This window comes from Flavobacterium piscisymbiosum (assembly GCF_020905295.1).
Classification (GTDB): Bacteria; Bacteroidota; Bacteroidia; order Flavobacteriales; family Flavobacteriaceae; genus Flavobacterium; species Flavobacterium piscisymbiosum.
Window position 1 is genome coordinate 4,368,310 of the sequence record NZ_JAJJMM010000001.1, and the last position, 18,421, is coordinate 4,386,730.

The window sequence follows — 18,421 nt, forward strand, 5'->3', positions numbered from 1 at the left end:
GCGACTTTAAATTTAATCAAAATAAGTTAATAAACATTAGATTTAACGTTTAATTAAATCAGTTCTTCAACATGTTTTTTAATGTTTTCCGCGATTTTTTTTGTTGGTAAATCATTTTCGTCATCACCAAAAGGATCTTCAATTTCTTCGGCAATAAGCTCTAAACTCGCCAGTACATAAAATATGAAAACAACGACCGGAGCAACAAAATAACCCAGACTAATAGAGTAACCAAAAGGCAGTGTCATAGTATAAAAGAAAATGAATTTTTTTATAAAAGCGCTGTAGGAGTAAGGAATAGGCGTGTTTTTAATTCTTTCACAAGCTCCACAAATATCTGTAAAGGATTGCAATTCTTCGTTTAAAATAATAAGCTGATCTCCGGTAATTTTTTTCGAATCATATAAATCATTGATTTTATGAAACATCATTCTTTTTACCTGATTCGGTTTATGTTTATGGTGATCAATTTCTAAATCTACATCATCAAAAAGCTGCTTACTGGTTTCAGTATCATGAAGATGTTTATGTAAAATTGAAGCATAAGTGGGAATGAATTTTCTGAAGAATTTTCGATCATTTTCATCCTTCAGCATTGCCGAAAGCTTAATAGCCAGATTACGGCTATTGTTTACGAGACCTCCCCATAGTTTTCGTCCTTCCCACCAACGATCATAGGCAGTATTGGTTCTAAAAACAAGTAATAACGAAATTACAAAACCTAACATTCCGTGCATAATTGGAATGTTATGGATGTAATCGTTTTTGCCTACTTTAAAATAGGCGATTTCAAGATATCCAATTATAGAAGAGTAAATTCCGATAGCAATCATTATCGGAAACAGTTTTCTTACTGTATCTGATTTATGAACGTGGAAAATAAAAGTAAACCAGTCCTTGGTATTATATGAGATCATTTAAATTTGTTTTGAAACAAATTTAATCTAAAAATTAATATTTCCTGCTAATTCTTTCAGGGCAATTTCAGATAATTTAGCCTCATATTGTGCGTTGCTGTAGCGTACTTTTGCATTTACATAATTCAGTTGGGCTGTTCTGAAATCAAGAGTTGTTATCGTTCCAATTCTAAATTTGTCAAGCGTAATGTCTAAATTTTGTTTGGCAATGGCTTGATTATCTTCTTCAAGATCAATTAATTCTAAGTTGGTTAAATACGTTTGGAAAGCCGTGCTCAATTGCGTATTCAAAATCATGCTTTGTTGCTCAATAGCAATTTGAGAGTTTTCGATCTGCAATTTTGCTACTTTTTCATTTCTATGCTGATTCAATCCATCAAAAAGATTTAGCGAAGCATTAAAACCATAATTAAAACCTTTTGAAGAGTTTTCGCTTGTAAATCCAAGACTTGACTGGCTTTCAGAAAAATTATAACCAGAAGTTAAATTTATGGTCGGATATCGGCTTGCTTTTACTTGTTTGAGTTGTAATTCTGCAATACGTTTATTGATAATCTGCGATTCTAAAGCCGGATTTTGTTTTTTTGCCAGATCCATTAAGTCTATCAAAACCAGTTTGTTATCTACAGTAACCAAATCAGTTACTGCAAAATCGATTTGTGGATCACGTGCCAAATACTGATTCAGTAAAATCTTGGCATTTTTATACGATTCTTTTTGTCTTAATAAAGCAACCTGATCTGTGTTTAAATCAACCTGAGCGTTTAAAACTTCTAATTTTGAAGCTTTACCAATGGTGAAACGGTTTTGTGCCAATTGAACTCTTTGTTTAGAAATTACAATTGTAGTATCTAAAGCTGATAACTGATGTTGTTGCTGTACCAAATCATAATAAGCCGAATTTACCTGACCAATTTTCATTAAAACCGTTCTTTTTAGTTCGGCATCGCCTAATTTTTGGAGCTCTTTTAACTGATCGTATCTCGCAAACATTCTCATTCCGTCAAAAACAGTCCAGCCTAAACTAACTCCATAAGTTAAACTGTTGTTTTTGGCATTATTTAATGTAGTTGATGTTCCGTCCTGACGTACCTGTGTTGAGTTTGTAACGTTGTTATTGTCTACAATATTAGCTGTTGCAGTTGGCAGAAAACCAACATTTCCAACGGTAACGTTTGTTTCGCTTATTGTTGAATTATTTTTGGCAATCTTAATTTCGAAGTTATTTTCTAAAGCTATTTTCATAGCGTCTTCGATAGTCAGGATTTCCTGTGCGCTGCTTTTTGCTACACAAAACAAAAATAAAACGAGACTTATTAATGTTATTTTAGTTTTCATATGATGAATGGTTAGCTGCGAATGACACTTTAAAAACGAAATTCACAGCTTCTATATTATTTCAAATTTTAATATCTATTTATGGCTCTCTCTTTCGTATTCTTCGATATGATCAAATTCCGGATAATGTTTTCTGGCTTTAGACCACATCAAATAAATAGCAGGAATTACAAAAAGTGTCAATGCTAATGAGAAAATAGTTCCTCCAACAATTACAACTCCCATCCCGATTCTACTCGTAGACGCCGCTCCAAGTGACATTGCAATTGGTAATGCTCCTAAGGCAATAGCCAAACTCGTCATTAAAATTGGGCGTAAACGTGCTTCTGATGCTTCAAGAATGGCTTCCATTTTTGGTTTTCCCTGTTCTCGCAGCTGATTGGCAAACTCTACAATCAAAATACCATTTTTAGTTACCAGACCAATAAGCATTACAGTACCAATCTGACTGAAAATATTCCAGGTTTGATTGAATAGCCATAAGGAGAATAAGGCTCCTGCAACGGCCATTGGCACGGTCAGAATAATAATCAACGGATCGATAAAACTCTCGAATTGTGCGGCAAGAATCAAAAAGATTAATAACAATGCCAATCCAAAGGCAAAAGAAGTATTCGAACTACTTTCTACAAAATCTCGCGATTCTCCACTTAAATCGGTGGTAAAACTCTGATCTAAAACTTTAGCTTTAATTCGATCCATTTCTTCGATACCATCGCTGATACTTTTGCCCGGCGCCAAACCTGCAGAAACCGTTGCCGACATGTATCTGTTATTATGATACAATTGCGGCGGGTTACTTTGCTCTTCGACTTTTACAACATTATCCATCTGAATCAACTGACCGGATTTGTTTCTCACAAACATCGAAGTTAAATCCAAAGGTTTCGAACGGTCTTTTTGATCAAACTGACCAATTACCTGATATTGTTTTCCGTTTTTAATGAAATATCCAAAACGCTGCCCGCTTAAAGAAAGCTGTAAAGTCTGAGCGATATCCATAATTGATATTCCTAAACTCTCGGCTTTTTCGCGATCGATACTTACGTTGATTTCAGGTTTATTAAATTTTAAATTGACATCTGAGGTTGAGAAAACATCACTTTTACCCACTTCACTCATGAAAACGGGAATTTTTTCTCTTAGTTTTTCAAAATTTGGAGCCTGAATAATGTACTGAATCGGAAGTCCACCACGTCGGTTTACGGCAATGGTAGGCTGCTGAATTACAGATGTTTTAGCATCCGGATATTTTTTAGTCCATTTAGTTAACTGATCCGCAATTTCTTTTTGAGATTTGGTTCTTTCGTTTGGTTCTTTTAGTGAAAGTCTGATAAAACCTGAATTTGTTGCAGAACCTCCTGAACCTCCAGCGGTAATAACTAAACTTACTTTTTTCTCCGGGATAGAATCATCAACCAATCTTGACATTTCCTGCATGAAACGGTTGGTATAATCATAAGACGAACCTTCCGGAGTTGTCATACGCATCGTTACAGAACTACGGTCATCATAAGGTGCAGTTTCTTTTGGAAGTATGGTGAAAAATAAATAAATCAATCCAAAACAGGCAATAAGAATAGGGAAAGAGATCCATTTTTTTTCCATGAATCTGCCTAATGAAGCTGCATATCCACTATTTAATTTTTCGAAAAATGGTTCGGTTTTTATGTAGAATTTCGATTTTTTCTGTTCTCCGCCTTTCATTAAATAAGCATTCAACATTGGCGTTAAAGTCAATGATACAAATGCTGAAATTAAAACCGCGGCTCCAATCACGACCCCAAATTCCCGAAAGAGTCGGCCTACGAAACCTTCTAAGAAAATTACAGGTAAAAATACCGCAGCAAGTGTTACTGAAATCGAGATTACGGCATAGAAAATTTCATTAGAACCTTTGATGGCCGCTTCGATTGGCGACATTCCTTCTTCGACTTTTTTGAAGATATTTTCGGTTACTACAATTCCGTCATCCACCACCAGACCGGTTGCCAATACAATGGCCAATAAAGTTAATACGTTGATTGAGAATCCAAAAAGCCACATAATAAAAAACGTAGCAATTAAAGATACCGGAATATCAATTAAAGGTCTGAATGCAATCGCCCAATCCCTAAAAAACAAATAGATAATGATAATTACCAGAATAATCGAGATTCCTAAAGTTTCGGCTACTTCATGTACCGACTTTTTTACGAAAAGGGTATTGTCAAGCGCGATATTTAGTTTAATATCCTTTGGAAGATCCTTTTTTAAAGCATCATATTTTTTGTAAAATTCTTTCGAAATATCCAGGTAATTGGCTCCCGGCATTGGTACAATGGCCATACCAATCATAGGAAGTCCTGAGGATGTTAAAGATGTTTCGATATTTTCAGGTCCTAGTTCAGCACCGCCAACATCGCTCAAACGAACAATTTTATCTCCGTCTGTTCGAATGATAATATTATTAAATTCTTCCGGTTTCGAAAGATTTCCAATGGTCTTTACGGTTAATTCTGTATTGTTTCCGGTTAATTTTCCCGAAGGCAATTCGACGTTTTGTGCGTTTAAGGCATTTCGAACATCAGAAACCGTACAGTTATAAGCATTTAATTTTATCGGATCAATCCACAAACGCATGGCGTAACGTTTTTGTCCCCAAATTTGAACACCACTTACTCCGGGAATCGTTTCTAAGCGTTGCGAAATAACATTTTCTGCATAATCACTTAATTCCAAAGAACTTCTGCTGTCACTTTGTACAGTCATCGAAATAATAGATTCACTATCGGCATCGGCTTTAGATACTACCGGAGGAGCATCAATATCCTGGGGTAAACTTCGAACAGCTTGCGAAACCTTGTCACGAACATCATTTGCGGCTTCTTCAAGATTTTTATCCAGATTAAATTCGATAGTAATATTACTGCTTCCCTGATTACTGGATGATGTTATGTTTCGAATCCCGTCGATTGCATTTACTGCTTTTTCGAGAGGTTCTGTAATTTGTGATTCTATAATATCAGAATTGGCTCCTGTATAATTGGTTCTAATGGAAACCTGTGCAGGGTCGATCGAAGGAAATTCTCGAACACCTAAAAACGTATAACCAATGAAACCGAATAAAATAATCAAAAGATTCAGTACAATGGTTAAAACAGGTCTTTTTATACTAGTAGTAGATAAACTCATGTGAGATTTTGGATTTTAGAGTTCAGATTTTAGATTTTAGAAAATAGAATAAAGAAAATAGAAATAAGACTTGAAGCTTAAAAACTATAACTCAGATCTAACTCATAACCCATAACTCTTAACTTAAAATTATTTTTTTACTTTAACTTTTATAGGAGCCTCATTTTTTAATGACATTACGCCACTGGTAATCAAGGTATCTCCGGCTTTTAATCCTGATAAAATCAAAATCGAAGAATCGGTTCTTGTAGTAGCGTCAACCATCACTTCTTTGGCTTTCCCCATATTGGCTACATACACTTTTTTACCACTCTGAACAGGTACAATCGCTTCTGAAGGCACCACTATCGCATCTTTAATAATGTTTAAAGGTAGTTTTACATCTGCAAAAGTTCCAGGAAAAAGTTTTCCGTCGATATTATCTGCAATAGCGCGAATTTTTAAGGTACGTGTTGCTACTTCAACTTCCGGTTCAATCGCATAAATCTTTGCATTATAAACTTTTTCAGATCCTGAAACCGAGAAATCGATTGTTGAACCCGACTTTATTTGCGAAGCATATTTTTCAGGAACAGAAAATGTAATTTTTAATTTTCCTGTATTTACTAATTTGGCCACCAGAATAGTTGGTGTAATATAAGTTCCCGGAGAAATAGAACGTAAACCAATTTTCCCTGAAAAGGGAGCTTTTACAGCGGTTTTGGCAATTTGCGCTTTAATCAACTGACTTTGAGCTTGTGTAGAAGCATAGTCGGCATTTGCAATGTCAAATTCTTCCTGACTAATTGCCTCTTTTTGAAGTAGTAATTTTGCTCTTCTTTGATTTTCGGCAGCCAGACTTTCTTTAGTTTGAGCTTGTCTTAACTGAGCTTTAAGTTCGATATCATTTACCTTAAAAAGAACCTGACCTTTATTTACGTAACTACCTTCATCAAAGTAAATTCCTTCAACAATTCCTGAAACTTCACTATGAAGTTCTATTTGTTCATTTGCCTCAATAGATCCTGAAAGTGATAAATTATTATCGAATGTTGCAGTTTGAACTACTATCCCGGTTACTGAAGTTGGTTTGTCTTTGTCTCCAAAACTTTTAGATTCGTCGTTCTTCTTTTTATTAGAAACTATTCTATAGGTTATAAAGCCGCCGATGCATATAATCAGTAAGGCGTAAATAAGGTTTTTTACTTTCATAAAATTGAGGTAAATGTTTTTTGGGTATGTGTTTTTAGTAAGCCTACAAAATTAACTTTTTGAAACGAAAACGAAAGATGTTAGGTTTTATTTAACACTTGGTTAATATTAATTTTATGCGTTTTTTAACAGCTTTTTTTGTGGCTTTTTTGTAATTAGATAGATTCTGTACTAAAAGGTTTAATCACATTTGATTTTATTTTTTAATTAGAGACAGTTTTTTCAAATCAATAGTTCCTTCTTAGACAGTAAAAGATGCTTTTTGTGCTATTCAACTTAAGTTTTTCTTCTTAAAACTTTTGTTTAAAGTGAGTAAAATCAGGTGTTTTAACATTTATTAGTATTTTGTCTGATTTTTTTTGCAGTTTATCGATTTTATTCGTAACATTGATATGCTTAAACAAAATGATAATTTTTTTGTGAGAATAGTAATGTTTTTGGTGGTTAAGCGTGAGATTGTGTAGGTTTTTTATTTGTTTTTAAGTTAAAATTATTTCATATTAAAATAAAATATTTAACAATCGTTTAAACATTTTCTTCTTGTAACCAAAAAAAAAACTTTTTATGCTAAAAAAATTACTTGTTGGTTTATGGATGTTATTATTATGTGCTGCTATTTCTGTTTTATTCTGGCAAAACGAATTCAAATACAGTTTGCCTACACCAGTTCCTAAAAACTACCATGAGATAGCCATGGGAAGTAAAATTGATTTAAAATGCTGTATTACCGACAGCAGACCTATCTTTATTCACTTTTTTAATCCGGATTGTCCTTGTTCACGCTTTAATATTCCTCACGTAAGCGGACTTATTAAACAATACGGAGACCGGATCAATTTTAAAATTGTAGTGCTTAATAAACAAAAGGACTTTACGATAGAAGAAATTCAGAAAAAATTTGATGCCAAGATTCCGGTTTATTTTGATGAAGGTATTGCAAAAAGCTGCGGCGTTTTCTCAACACCTCAGGCCGTACTTTTGGATGGTTCCAGAAATTTATATTACCGCGGAAACTACAACAAAACAAGATATTGTACCAATGCAGATAGTAATTATGCGCAAATGGCAATTGATTCTTTATTAAAACAAACCAAGACCCCTTCGTTTGATGCTTTGGCTCTAAGAGCCTATGGATGTTCGCTACCAAAATGCACTAAATAAATCTATTTCTTAACCTAATTTCTTTAATTTATGAAAACAAAAGCCAGTTTGAATGAACGAGATTATCTGCACAATTTTATGTCGACAATGACACAAAAATCAGATACGATTATCAATTATGTTCTTGCCGTTTATTTCCTTTTAGGGATAGCTTTAGCCTTTAAGTATGACACATTCGAAATAGGAGTGGGAGTTGGTACTCTGAATCTCTTATTGTATTATTCGGCCAAATTTTTAATCAAAAATTCTAATTTTTATCAGTACGTTTTATCAATTGTTTTGGCCATATTTATGGCACAATACATTTACCAGATGCACGGATTGTTCGAGATGCATTTTACGGTTTTTATCGCCAGTACAATTTTAATTATTTATCAAAACTGGAAATTGCAGATTCCGCTTACGCTTTTAGTAGTCTTGCATCATGGCGCTTTGGCATACATGCAAAACTATATTTATACAGATCCAAAAGGATTACAGTTGTATTTCTCGCAGGTAAATTTTGATCTGGAAACCTTTATTATTCATGTCGTTTTAGCCGCAGTTGTATTTTTCATGAACGGGTATTGGGCGTATTATTTTAAAGAACACAGTCAAAATCATATTTCGAAAATTTCTGATGAATATGAATTGGAGAATATCAAATTAGCATCGGCGAAATACAGTTCGATGAGTGCCACTAAAGATTATAATGATTTTATTCACAGAACTACTCTTGATCTAAAGTTGCCAGTAAATTCGGTTTTAAAACTTATAGATGTTTCTAAAGGTCATACTGATAATGATAAACTTTTGAGTTATCTGGAGATGATGAGAGAAAGTGCTAAAAAAATTGATGATTTGGTGAATGACATCCATGTTAAATCGACCAATAGCAGAGGCCAGAGTTAATTTTTTCAATAAAAACTTAATTGTAGCAAATACTTTACAGGCCTCAATTTATACGCAAAATGCAATTGTATATTAATTTAAAATACAAAAATTATGGATACCAGATTTAATCGCCCGACTCCATCAGACAGAGAAGTTGACTGGAATAAAACTAAAGTATTATTAAGTAAAACAGACACAAAAGGAACTATTTTATATGCTAATGAAAATTTTATTGATGTATCAGGATATGACGAACACGAGCTAATTGGTCAGCCTCATAATGTGGTACGTCATCCTGATATGCCAAAAGTAATTTTCAAATTTTTATGGGACAGCATCAAATCCAGCGAAAACATTCATGTTATTATAAAAAACATGTCTAAAACCGGAAGGTATTATTGGGTTGTTACCGATTTTAAAATTATCGCAGATGGCGATGGAGAAATTGCAGGTTTTTTTGGAACCAGAAAATCTGTCCCCGATAACGTCATCGTTAAATTTATAGAACCTTTATATAAAAAACTCCTTCATATCGAAGAAGTAAGCGGTCTTGGCGCATCAGAAGATTATTTAATTGGCTTTCTGGAAGAACGAAAAAAGACTTATATGGAATATGTTGACCATCTTATTGCTACCGGAAAAGATGATAAAAATAAAATAAGCAAAGGACTCTTTAGCGGTTTATTCGAGAAGAAAACGCCTCCTAAAAAGTAGAGAATGTAAAAAAGATATGCTTCATTGTGTGAACTAAATTTTAATCTTAAAATTTGTCCCCCAACAAATCTAAATCACCTGGAAAAAGTTATTAAATTTTTAGATGTAATGCAGTGAAGTGTTTTTTTAAGGTTCTAAGATTCTAAGTTACTAAGGTGCTAAGATATTTAAGAAACTCCAATTTTTTATCCCGAAGCCTTGGAAGCAAATTCCAGACGTTTGCTTTTTTTTAACTAAGTACCTTAGTACCTTAGTCCTTTTATTCCTTTGTCCCTCTGCCACTTTGAACCTTTAAAAAAAAAACTCAGAACCTTAGCACCAGAATCTCAGTCCCTTTCCTAACTAATATAATTCCAAATATTCTTCTTTTTAGTCAGCTCTATAAAAACGGCTTTCAAAACGGCATGTTCCGGTTTTTGTAAAGGACCGTCTTCTTTTAGGATTTTCATGGCGTAGTTTCTGGCTAAGCCTAAAATATCTCTGTCACGCACAATATCAGCAATTTGAAGGTTTAAAACACCGCTTTGCTGCGTTCCCATTAAATCTCCCGGGCCGCGTAGTTTAAGATCTACTTCAGCAATTTCGAAACCATCATTGGTTTGTACCATGGTTTGCATTCGGGTTTTACTATCGTCACTTAACTTATGGCTTGTCATCAGGATACAATAACTTTGTTCGGCACCACGACCTACGCGGCCACGTAATTGGTGCAATTGCGACAATCCAAAACGTTCGGCACTTTCGATAATCATCACACTCGCGTTAGGTACATTTACACCAACTTCAATTACGGTTGTTGCGACCATAATATTGGTTTTGCCTTCAGAGAAACGTTTCATTTCGGCATCTTTATCAGCCGGTTTCATTTTTCCGTGTAAGATAGAAATCGAAAATTGCGGCAATGGGAAATCACGTGATATACTTTCGTAACCATCCATTAAATCCTTGTAATCCATTTTTTCGGATTCCTGAATTAGCGGGTAAACAATATAAATTTGTCTTCCCAACGCGATTTCATCTCTTAGGAATTTCCATACTTTCAGTCGGTTACTATCAAAACGATGTACAGTTTGAATTGGTTTTCTGCCGGGAGGCAATTCATCAATGACCGAAATATCAAGATCTCCGTATAAACTCATCGCCAAAGTTCTCGGAATAGGAGTAGCGGTCATCACCAAAACATGTGGCGGAATATCGTTTTTCTTCCACAATTTTGATCTCTGTTCCACGCCAAAACGATGCTGCTCATCAATAACGGCCAAACCTAAATTTTGGAATTTTACTTTATCTTCAAGCAAAGCATGCGTACCAATTATAATATGTAAACTTCCGTTTTCCAGTTCTTCATGAATAACTCTTCGTGCGGCTATTTTAGTAGAACCTGTTAGTATTTTGATATTAAGATTTAAGGTTTGAGCCAATTCAGACAATCCAATAAAATGCTGATTGGCAAGAATTTCTGTTGGCGCCATCAAACAAGCCTGAAAACCGTTGTCGATAGCCAAAAGCATGCTCAAAAAAGCAACAATGGTTTTTCCTGAACCTACATCGCCTTGCAGTAATCGGTTCATTTGGGCATTACTTCCCATGTCTGAACGAATTTCTTTTACTACTCTTTTTTGGGCATTGGTAAGCTGAAACGGTAAATGATTTTGGTAAAATTCATTAAAAAGCTCTCCCACTTTTGTAAACGGATGTCCTTTTATTTTGTGTTTCCTAATCAGGTTTTTGGTGATCAATTGCAATTGAATAAAGAATAGTTCTTCAAATTTCAATCTAAATTGGGCTTTCGCCAAAGCGTCAGTGCTTTTAGGAAAATGTATGTTGAATAAAGCCGCTCTTTTCGAAATTAGTTTTAATTCTTCGATTAGATAAGGAGGGAAAGTTTCTGTAAACAAAGCCTGAGTTTCAAGAAACAATTGCTCCATCATTTTATTGATCGTTCTATTTGAAATCCCTCTGTTCGTAAGTGTTTCAGTCGAAGGATAAACAGCCTGCATGGCAGAGCGAAGGCTTTTTTCGTGTTCGCTCAACAATTCAATTTCCGGATGCGCCATACTAAACTGACTTCCGTAAAGCGAACATTTACCAAAAATCACACAAACTTCATTCAGTTTTAAACTCTCACGAATCCATTTGTGTCCTTGAAACCAATTCAGGTCAATTTGCCCTGTATCATCCACGAAAGTGGCAACCAAACGTTTTTTGTTTTTGGCAAATTCAACTGTTTTTATATTGATGATTTTACCAATAATCTGAACTTCGGCACCTGTATTCTGTAGTTCGTTAATCTTATAATAACGTGTTCTGTCAATATATCTGTTGGGAAAAAAATTGACTAAATCCCTGTATTTATGAATACCCAATTCCTTACGAAGCAATTGGCCACGACTTGGGCCAACACATTTTAAGTATTCAATTGGGGTTTCAAGGAGATTATTAGACATTTTTTAGACTGCTTAGATTTTAGATCTTTAGATTTTAGAATATAGAATAAAGAAAATAGAGTAAAGACTTTTGTCTATATTCTTTTCTCTTTCTTTCAGAAAAGCGAAGATAGTTTTTTGTTGGGAAAATTAAAAATAGATTATTTTCTGTGATTTAAATCAGAAAAAAGCTATAAGTTTAAAAAAATGAGTATTATTGTTTCATCAAAACTAACTACCAAATAAACCTAAACCAACATGAAAAATAATGTGTTTTTTGCATTTCAATTTCTTTTTGTATTCTTAATCAGTTTTAAATTATCCGCTCAAAATCAAGTTATCACGATTACATCAAAAGTAAATGATGACAAAAGTGTCGATTTGAATTATGAGAAAAAAGTTCCCGGAACTTACACTGTAAATATTGAACTTTCGAATGTAAGTAATTGTGATGTTACAAGTTACGAAGGAATTGTAACGGGATATTCCGGGACCGTTACAAGACTGCGACCAACTGATAAATCTAGAGGAATTGGCTATGCAATTCGTTATTCTACGATTATGGGAGAAATTAACCCTAAAGTTGATAGTTTGTTTCATTATACATTTCCATTCAAGAACGGAAAAAAGATAAAGGTTTATGAAGCAGGAAATATTGGCGAAAAATTTTTAGGACAAGAAAAAGTTTCAAATTGGAAATCGTATGTTGTTCATCCGGAAAAAGCGGATACGATTTGTAGTATGAGAAAAGGAATCGTCGTTTTGGTGAAAAATGAATACGATAATAATCCCAATTTGAAAGTTCATTATACCAGTATGCGAAATATGATTACTGTAGAACATGCTGATGGAACGTATGCTACTTATAAAGGCTTTAAAAAGAACGGAATATTTGTGAAATTAGGACAAAATGTAGATCCTCAAACGAATTTAGGTATTGTAGAATTGTATGATAATGAAGGTTACCGATTGGATTTTAACGTTTATTATTTGTCCGGTAATATTTTTAAAACTGAAAAAGTATCTATAAAAAATCAGAAAAGTAATTTTAAGTTTATCACGCCCGTTTTTGTAACACAGGAAGGTGATGTTCAGATAGAAGCAAAAAAAGAATATACAGTATTGTCTAATGAATCTGTTATAACGAAAGAATTTTCAAGATCTGAAAAGAAAAAATACGCAAAAGAACATGTTTTGTCTAAGTAAATTGCTTTTTGGGGTTGTCTTATTTAATTTTAAAATTGTATTTAAAGCTTAGAAAATAATACCTTTGAAAAAATAATTTCTACAAAAAATGACAACACATTTAGCACTTTTACGCGCCATCAACGTTTCTGGTCACAATATGATAAAAATGGAAGCTTTGAAAACCATGCTCGAAAATATTGGCTTTACAAATGTGCGCACTTATTTGCAATCCGGAAATGTTTTTGTTGATACAGAGGAAGAAAGTGCTTCTAAAGTTGGTTTTATAATCAAACAGGAAATTTTTAAAGTTTTTGGTCATGAAGTTTATACCATTGTCATTAAAAAAGAAGACTTGGAATTGTGCTTGAAAAACAGTCCTTTCTTAAAAGAAAAAGATGTAGATACCAAAAAACTATATGTTGCTTTTACTTCAGTTGAATTAAAAAAGGAAAATATAAACGATTTAAAAATCAGTCAGTTTAAACCGGATGAAGCCAGTATTGATGGAAACCGAATTTTTATTAAATATGCTGTTGGCGCCGGAAAAACAAGACTTGAAGGTAAATATATCGAGAAAAAATTGAATGTTATTGTAACAATGCGAAATTGGAATACTGTTACGAATTTGCTGAATATGTATTCGGAATAGTAATACTATTATAACTAAATATGATAAAAAAACTACTTTCATTTTTATTTCTTTTTTCTTTTTTTTACTCGAATGCTCAGAATTTTACCAAAATTAATACTGACGATTTAAAGGGAGGTTATAACGGATTTTCATCATTTGTAGACTATAATGGTGATGGTTTATTAGATATTTTTGTTACCGGAGTAGATTTTGGTCCGGGTGGTGATTTTAGGCATGCCATGTTTTATAAAAACAACGGAGATAAAACTTTTACAGAAAGTCCTATCTCAAATATTCCCAGAACTATTTACGGTGGATATTCCTGGGGCGACTATGATAATAATGGTACTCAAGATTTACTTTATAGTGGTACAACAAGTGGATATACAGAAGATTATATTACAAAAATCTATAAGAATGTGAATAATGGTTGTGAGTTTGTAGAAATTCCAAATTCACTTCCAAAATTAGGTAATTGTACTATTAAATGGGTTGATGTTGATAATGATGGTTTACTAGATATTTATTACCATGGTCTGACTTCAGAGAATGCATTTGCCATTGGAATCTATAGAAATACTGGAAACGATACTTTTACTAAGATTGAAAATCCGGGTTTTCATGCGATTAATGGTGTTCGAGGTAATTTTACAACTAATAGTTCTGAATGGATTGATTTTGATGGAGATGGTTTAAAAGATGTTATAGTAGGTTCATCAACAGGAACTGAGAGAAAGTTTGAAATTTTTAAAAATTTAGGAAATTTTAAATTTCAGGCCATAAGTTTTCAATTGCCGCAGTTGAGTTATGTAAAACTTGATGTTGGCGATATTAACAATGACGGCAAACCCGATTTTGTCTTTACAGGCAGTACGAGCCTTTATTTGCAAAGCAGTGATAATTCTGCTAAGGCTTACTTTTATATCAATAAAGGCAATATGAACTTTGAAAGAACCGTAACACTGGATAATCCGGGTGTTCTTCTGGCCGAGCTTCATCTTAAAGATTTAGATAATGATGGTTATTTAGATTTTATCAATTATGGTTCCGGAGCATCTTTTAGGATTTTGAAAGTGTATAAAAATGACAGAAATGGGAACTTCAATGAAATGAGTCACTCTTTACCTATTTGCTATAGTGGAGGAATTGACTTTGGAGATTATGATCAGGACGGTGACTTAGATATTCTTTATTTTGGAAGAACAGAAAACCCAAGAGATGATGAAATTACGTATGTTTATGAGAATTCGACCATAGAAAAAATTTACCCTGATAAAATTATGACGGGTAATTCATGTGACTGTAATTTTGATGCTTCATTTTCGCTCAACAATTCAGTAGATAATGTTACATGGAATTTTGATGATCCTGCTACGGGAGCATTCAATACATCAACATCACCAAGACCTACACACACTTTTTCTAAAAAAGGAGTTTATAATGTTTCTGCAACTTATACTAAAGGTTTAATTAGTGAAACACTACATAAAACAATTACGATAATTGGCCCACCGGTTGTTACAAAACCGGCTGATATTTCTACTTGTGATAAAAATGCCCAGTTTAATTTACATACAGCCAAAGATGCCGAAATATTAAACGGATTACCATCATCTGATTATGAAATAAATTATTATTTATCGCAAACAGATGCTCAGAAAAATATCAATAAATTACCAGACTTATTTGCAATTACTAATATTGAACAGAATATTTATGTAAGGATTCAAAGCAAAGAAAAATCGATTTGTTATGTCATAAAAGATTTTTCAATAAAGGTCAAACCGTCTCCAGTTGAAAATGTAGTGAATGATATTAGCGTTTGTGATACTGATAATGACGGATTTTCTTTATTTGATTTAAGCAATGTCGAGAATATTCTTTTAACCAGTCAAACGAATGTAAAAATTACTTATTACGATAGCAGAAATAATATTATTGGCGGTTCGTTACCTTCTAATTACAGAAATATTACATCAGGAAATGATTTTATTACAGCAAAAATTTCTAATCTTGGCAATGACTGCTTTATCGAAACCAAAATAAATTTAATAGCGAGCCCTTTGCCAATTGCAAATACTTTAAGTTTATTAATTGGTTGTGATGATAATAATGATGGAATATCAGAGTATTTTGACACTTCGGCAATCGAAAAAAATGTGCTGAATGGACAAACAGGAATGGAAGTTACCTATTATGATAATCTGGGAATTCAATTATCAAGTCCTTTACCAAATCCGTTTACGAATACAATTCCTTATAATCAAAATATTACAGTACGTGTTACAAATAAAAGTACAAGTTGTTGGACCGAAACCAATTTAGAACTTAAAACTTCATCAAAACCAATAATAAATACGCCGGACAATTTGTATGCTTGTGATGAAGGAAAAGGATTCGCAACTTTTAACACTAGTAATATAGAATCTCAATTGATAGGCAATCAATCAGGTTTAACTATCGAATATAAAGACGATAGAGGAAATATCCTTCCAAGTCCTTTACCGGAAAATATTAAAAACACAATTGCAAGTATTCAGACTATTTATGTAAGAGTTCAAAATAGTTTAAACGCATTATGTTTTTCAGAAACAAGCTTTCATTTAATAGTGAATAAATTACCAACTGTTGATTTGCTGGAAAAATATTCTTTATGTGATTTAGAACCTTATTTATCTCTTTCAGTTGACTCGGGTTTTGAATCTTATGAATGGAAATTTCAAAACGGAACAATAATCTCCAATACTAATGAAGCTAAAATCAGTGATAGCGGCAATTATTTCCTGAAGATTGAAAAAAAGGAAAATGGAGTAGTATGCGAAAATATTTTTTCTTTCAGTTTAACAAGATCAAAGCTTCCTAAAATAGAGAAACTAATTTACGATGAGTTTGACAGCAGTAGAATTGAAGTTGTAGCTTCCGGAGACGGATTGTTTGAATATTCAATTGATGGAAATACCTATCAGCAAAGTAATATTTTTGATAATATTGCCGGCGGAAATTATACAGTGCATATAAGGGATATAAATGGTTGTGGAGAAGATATTCAGAATGTTACTTTATTGGATTATCCTAAATTTATAACTCCAAATAATGATGGTTATAATGATTTTTGGCAAATTAACGGAATTGATAAATATCCAAACGCTAATATTTTAATATACGATAGGTACGGAAAACTATTGAAACAATTGAGTCCTAAAGACATTGGATGGAATGGAAAATATAACCAGGAAAACTTACCTTCTGATGATTATTGGTTTACTGTAAATTTAGACAATCAAAGTAAAACTTTTAAAGGCCACTTTTCGTTAAAAAGATAAATTTAAAAAAAACAAAATTTAATTGCCGGGAATTCATCTTTTTCCCAGTTCGTACTAAACAAAGATTCATTAATCTCTTAGTCATTTTTGCATTACAGGAAAAGCTTTTTTACCTTTTTTAAGTGCACGATCTTTGATTAAGGTAAGTTCAATCCATTCTAAAAAAGGCAATCCTATATAATTTTCATTACTAAAATTCAAAATAAACCAATCCGAAGCACCATTATAGCGATTAGGATGAAATACAAAGTCGAAGGGTAATCTATAAATAATAAAAGTAAATTATTTTTCGACAGCTATTATGGGAACTTTTTTTAAGAAGATGGTATCGCAATTATGAACAGCTCCTTTTCTGATTCCGCCTCCAAAAGGATTAAATAGCTGTATGGATTTGTTTTCGTAACCCTCTTTAATAATTGCTTCATTGACCATTAATGGCGGCGCTTCATAACCTATAAAAGTAAATTCAGAATAACGTAATTCTTTTAATTGAAAATAGCCTTTTGTGTCTGTTAGATTTTCTCCAACTTTGCAGTTTTCAATTGGTTTTCTAGTGATAGAATCATAAATATAACCCGTAATTTGTGGTCTCTTGCATCGACTTACCAAACAACTCTGGCATATCAATGCAATAGTTATCAATAGCATAAGTTTGCAAAGTTTTTTAAAATAGAATATTTTCATCTTTATTAAATTAGATCACAATACCAAAATCCAAAATCAAAAGCATCGCTGGCATTTGTATCACAAGCAGTATTTGAGGAATCTTCGGTTTTAGGCTTTTCGTATTTTCGATAAACAATTTCGCCAGTTTCAAATTGTACAGGTTCTGAAAAAATCGGACCATCAAAAGTAAAAGTATGAAATTCGCCATTTTCACCGCAGACGTCTACATTATCCGGCAAATCGTTTATGAATTCCTGATCGATAATTCGGCCAACAAAACTTTTATCGAGATAACGTTCGTTTACACAAACCACCATTGTTTTAAACCCTAACGAAATAAATTCCTGAATTAAATCTTGTGTTGGAATTTTCCAAAGCGGAAAAACACCTTCAAAACCCATTTTTGCCAATTGATCTTCTCGGTATTTGCGTAAATCTTCGAGGAAAATGTCACCAAAAACAGAATGTGTAATTCCTTCATTTTTTAATGTTGTTAAAGTTTCAATCATTACATTTTCATACACTTCCATTGTTGGCATTTCAGGAATTTGCATGATTTTAAGAGGTAAACCAATGCTTTTAGCCTGCGTTTCTAATAATTCGACACGAACGCCGTGCATAGAAATTCGCTGAAATTGCTGGTTTACACTCGTAAGTAAATATTCGATTTTAAAATCAGGATTGTGTAATGTTTTATATAATGCCAGAGCAGAATCTTTTCCGCTGCTCCAGTTAAATAAGGCTTTTTTTGGTATTGACACGTTGTTGTAATTTTCTAAGGTAAACATACAAATTTCATTCGATTTGTTGGTGAAACCT

13 protein-coding genes are annotated in these 18,421 nt (G+C 33.1%); 6 read left to right on the forward strand and 7 right to left on the reverse strand.

The window, feature by feature from the left end; all coding sequences use genetic code 11:
• Positions 1-53: 53 nt before the first annotated feature.
• From LNP81_RS18805 to LNP81_RS18820, 4 genes are all read right to left on the reverse strand, one after another.
• Positions 54-917, reverse strand: coding sequence for a bestrophin family protein (locus LNP81_RS18805; protein ID WP_230038477.1), 864 nt, complete (start codon positions 915-917; stop codon positions 54-56).
• A gap of 27 nt (positions 918-944) precedes the next feature.
• The gene (locus LNP81_RS18810) at positions 945-2,255 is read right to left on the reverse strand and encodes a TolC family protein (protein WP_230038479.1); all 1,311 of its coding nucleotides are present in this window, start codon (positions 2,253-2,255) and stop codon (positions 945-947) included.
• Between the two features lie 75 nt (positions 2,256-2,330).
• A complete protein-coding gene (locus tag LNP81_RS18815) occupies positions 2,331-5,429 on the reverse strand; it encodes an efflux RND transporter permease subunit (RefSeq protein ID WP_230038481.1) in 3,099 nt (1,032 codons plus the stop codon).
• A gap of 129 nt (positions 5,430-5,558) precedes the next feature.
• Positions 5,559-6,620: an efflux RND transporter periplasmic adaptor subunit gene (locus LNP81_RS18820; protein ID WP_230038483.1), complete on the reverse strand. Its 1,062-nt coding sequence runs from the start codon at positions 6,618-6,620 to the stop codon at positions 5,559-5,561.
• A 564-nt stretch (positions 6,621-7,184) separates the two neighbouring features.
• Here LNP81_RS18820 and LNP81_RS18825 point away from each other — a divergent pair.
• The 3 genes from LNP81_RS18825 to LNP81_RS18835 all read left to right on the forward strand — a co-directional run bounded on the left by LNP81_RS18825 (position 7,185) and on the right by LNP81_RS18835 (position 9,368).
• Entirely contained in the window at positions 7,185-7,781 is a 597-nt protein-coding gene (locus tag LNP81_RS18825) for a DUF6436 domain-containing protein (RefSeq protein WP_230038485.1), read from the forward strand.
• 30 nt (positions 7,782-7,811) lie between these two features.
• On the forward strand, positions 7,812-8,672 hold the full coding sequence (locus tag LNP81_RS18830; protein WP_230038487.1) for a histidine kinase: 861 nt from the start codon (positions 7,812-7,814) through the stop codon (positions 8,670-8,672).
• A gap of 93 nt (positions 8,673-8,765) precedes the next feature.
• Positions 8,766-9,368, forward strand: coding sequence for a PAS domain-containing protein (locus LNP81_RS18835; protein WP_230038490.1), 603 nt, complete (start codon positions 8,766-8,768; stop codon positions 9,366-9,368).
• Positions 9,369-9,706: 338 nt separating this feature from the next.
• Here the strand turns inward: LNP81_RS18835 and recG are convergent, their stop codons facing one another.
• Positions 9,707-11,815, reverse strand: coding sequence for an ATP-dependent DNA helicase RecG (gene recG / locus LNP81_RS18840; protein WP_230038492.1), 2,109 nt, complete (start codon positions 11,813-11,815; stop codon positions 9,707-9,709).
• A gap of 237 nt (positions 11,816-12,052) precedes the next feature.
• Between recG and LNP81_RS18845 the strand changes: the two genes are divergently transcribed.
• From LNP81_RS18845 to LNP81_RS18855, 3 genes are all read left to right on the forward strand, one after another.
• On the forward strand, positions 12,053-13,000 hold the full coding sequence (locus LNP81_RS18845) for a hypothetical protein (protein ID WP_230038494.1): 948 nt from the start codon (positions 12,053-12,055) through the stop codon (positions 12,998-13,000).
• Between the two features lie 88 nt (positions 13,001-13,088).
• Positions 13,089-13,631 (forward strand): DUF1697 domain-containing protein, encoded by a 543-nt coding sequence (locus tag LNP81_RS18850; protein WP_230038496.1) that lies wholly within the window; start codon positions 13,089-13,091, stop codon positions 13,629-13,631.
• Between the two features lie 20 nt (positions 13,632-13,651).
• A complete protein-coding gene (locus tag LNP81_RS18855) occupies positions 13,652-16,936 on the forward strand; it encodes an FG-GAP-like repeat-containing protein (RefSeq protein ID WP_230038498.1) in 3,285 nt (1,094 codons plus the stop codon).
• Between the two features lie 282 nt (positions 16,937-17,218).
• Here the strand turns inward: LNP81_RS18855 and LNP81_RS18860 are convergent, their stop codons facing one another.
• Complete coding sequence (locus LNP81_RS18860; RefSeq protein ID WP_230038500.1) at positions 17,219-17,584, reverse strand: carboxypeptidase-like regulatory domain-containing protein; 366 nt, start codon at positions 17,582-17,584, stop codon at positions 17,219-17,221.
• 41 nt (positions 17,585-17,625) lie between these two features.
• Positions 17,626-18,390 (reverse strand): Dph6-related ATP pyrophosphatase, encoded by a 765-nt coding sequence (locus LNP81_RS18865; RefSeq protein WP_230038502.1) that lies wholly within the window; start codon positions 18,388-18,390, stop codon positions 17,626-17,628.
• Positions 18,391-18,421 lie beyond the last annotated feature (31 nt).

Bases quoted from the DNA above. Each gene is read 5' to 3' on its own strand.
- LNP81_RS18810 (WP_230038479.1), bottom strand. From the start codon at position 2,255: ATGAAAACTAAAATAACATTAATAAGTCTCGTTTTATTTTTGTTTTGT.
- LNP81_RS18835 (WP_230038490.1), top strand. From the start codon at position 8,766: ATGGATACCAGATTTAATCGCCCGACTCCATCAGACAGAGAAGTTGAC.
- LNP81_RS18815 (WP_230038481.1), bottom strand. From the start codon at position 5,429: ATGAGTTTATCTACTACTAGTATAAAAAGACCTGTTTTAACCATTGTA.
- LNP81_RS18825 (WP_230038485.1), top strand. From the start codon at position 7,185: ATGCTAAAAAAATTACTTGTTGGTTTATGGATGTTATTATTATGTGCT.
- LNP81_RS18805 (WP_230038477.1), bottom strand. From the start codon at position 917: ATGATCTCATATAATACCAAGGACTGGTTTACTTTTATTTTCCACGTT.
- LNP81_RS18820 (WP_230038483.1), bottom strand. From the start codon at position 6,620: ATGAAAGTAAAAAACCTTATTTACGCCTTACTGATTATATGCATCGGC.
- recG (WP_230038492.1), bottom strand. From the start codon at position 11,815: ATGTCTAATAATCTCCTTGAAACCCCAATTGAATACTTAAAATGTGTT.
- LNP81_RS18845 (WP_230038494.1), top strand. From the start codon at position 12,053: ATGAAAAATAATGTGTTTTTTGCATTTCAATTTCTTTTTGTATTCTTA.
- LNP81_RS18855 (WP_230038498.1), top strand. From the start codon at position 13,652: ATGATAAAAAAACTACTTTCATTTTTATTTCTTTTTTCTTTTTTTTAC.
- LNP81_RS18830 (WP_230038487.1), top strand. From the start codon at position 7,812: ATGAAAACAAAAGCCAGTTTGAATGAACGAGATTATCTGCACAATTTT.
- LNP81_RS18860 (WP_230038500.1), bottom strand. From the start codon at position 17,584: ATGCTATTGATAACTATTGCATTGATATGCCAGAGTTGTTTGGTAAGT.
- LNP81_RS18865 (WP_230038502.1), bottom strand. From the start codon at position 18,390: ATGTTTACCTTAGAAAATTACAACAACGTGTCAATACCAAAAAAAGCC.
- LNP81_RS18850 (WP_230038496.1), top strand. From the start codon at position 13,089: ATGACAACACATTTAGCACTTTTACGCGCCATCAACGTTTCTGGTCAC.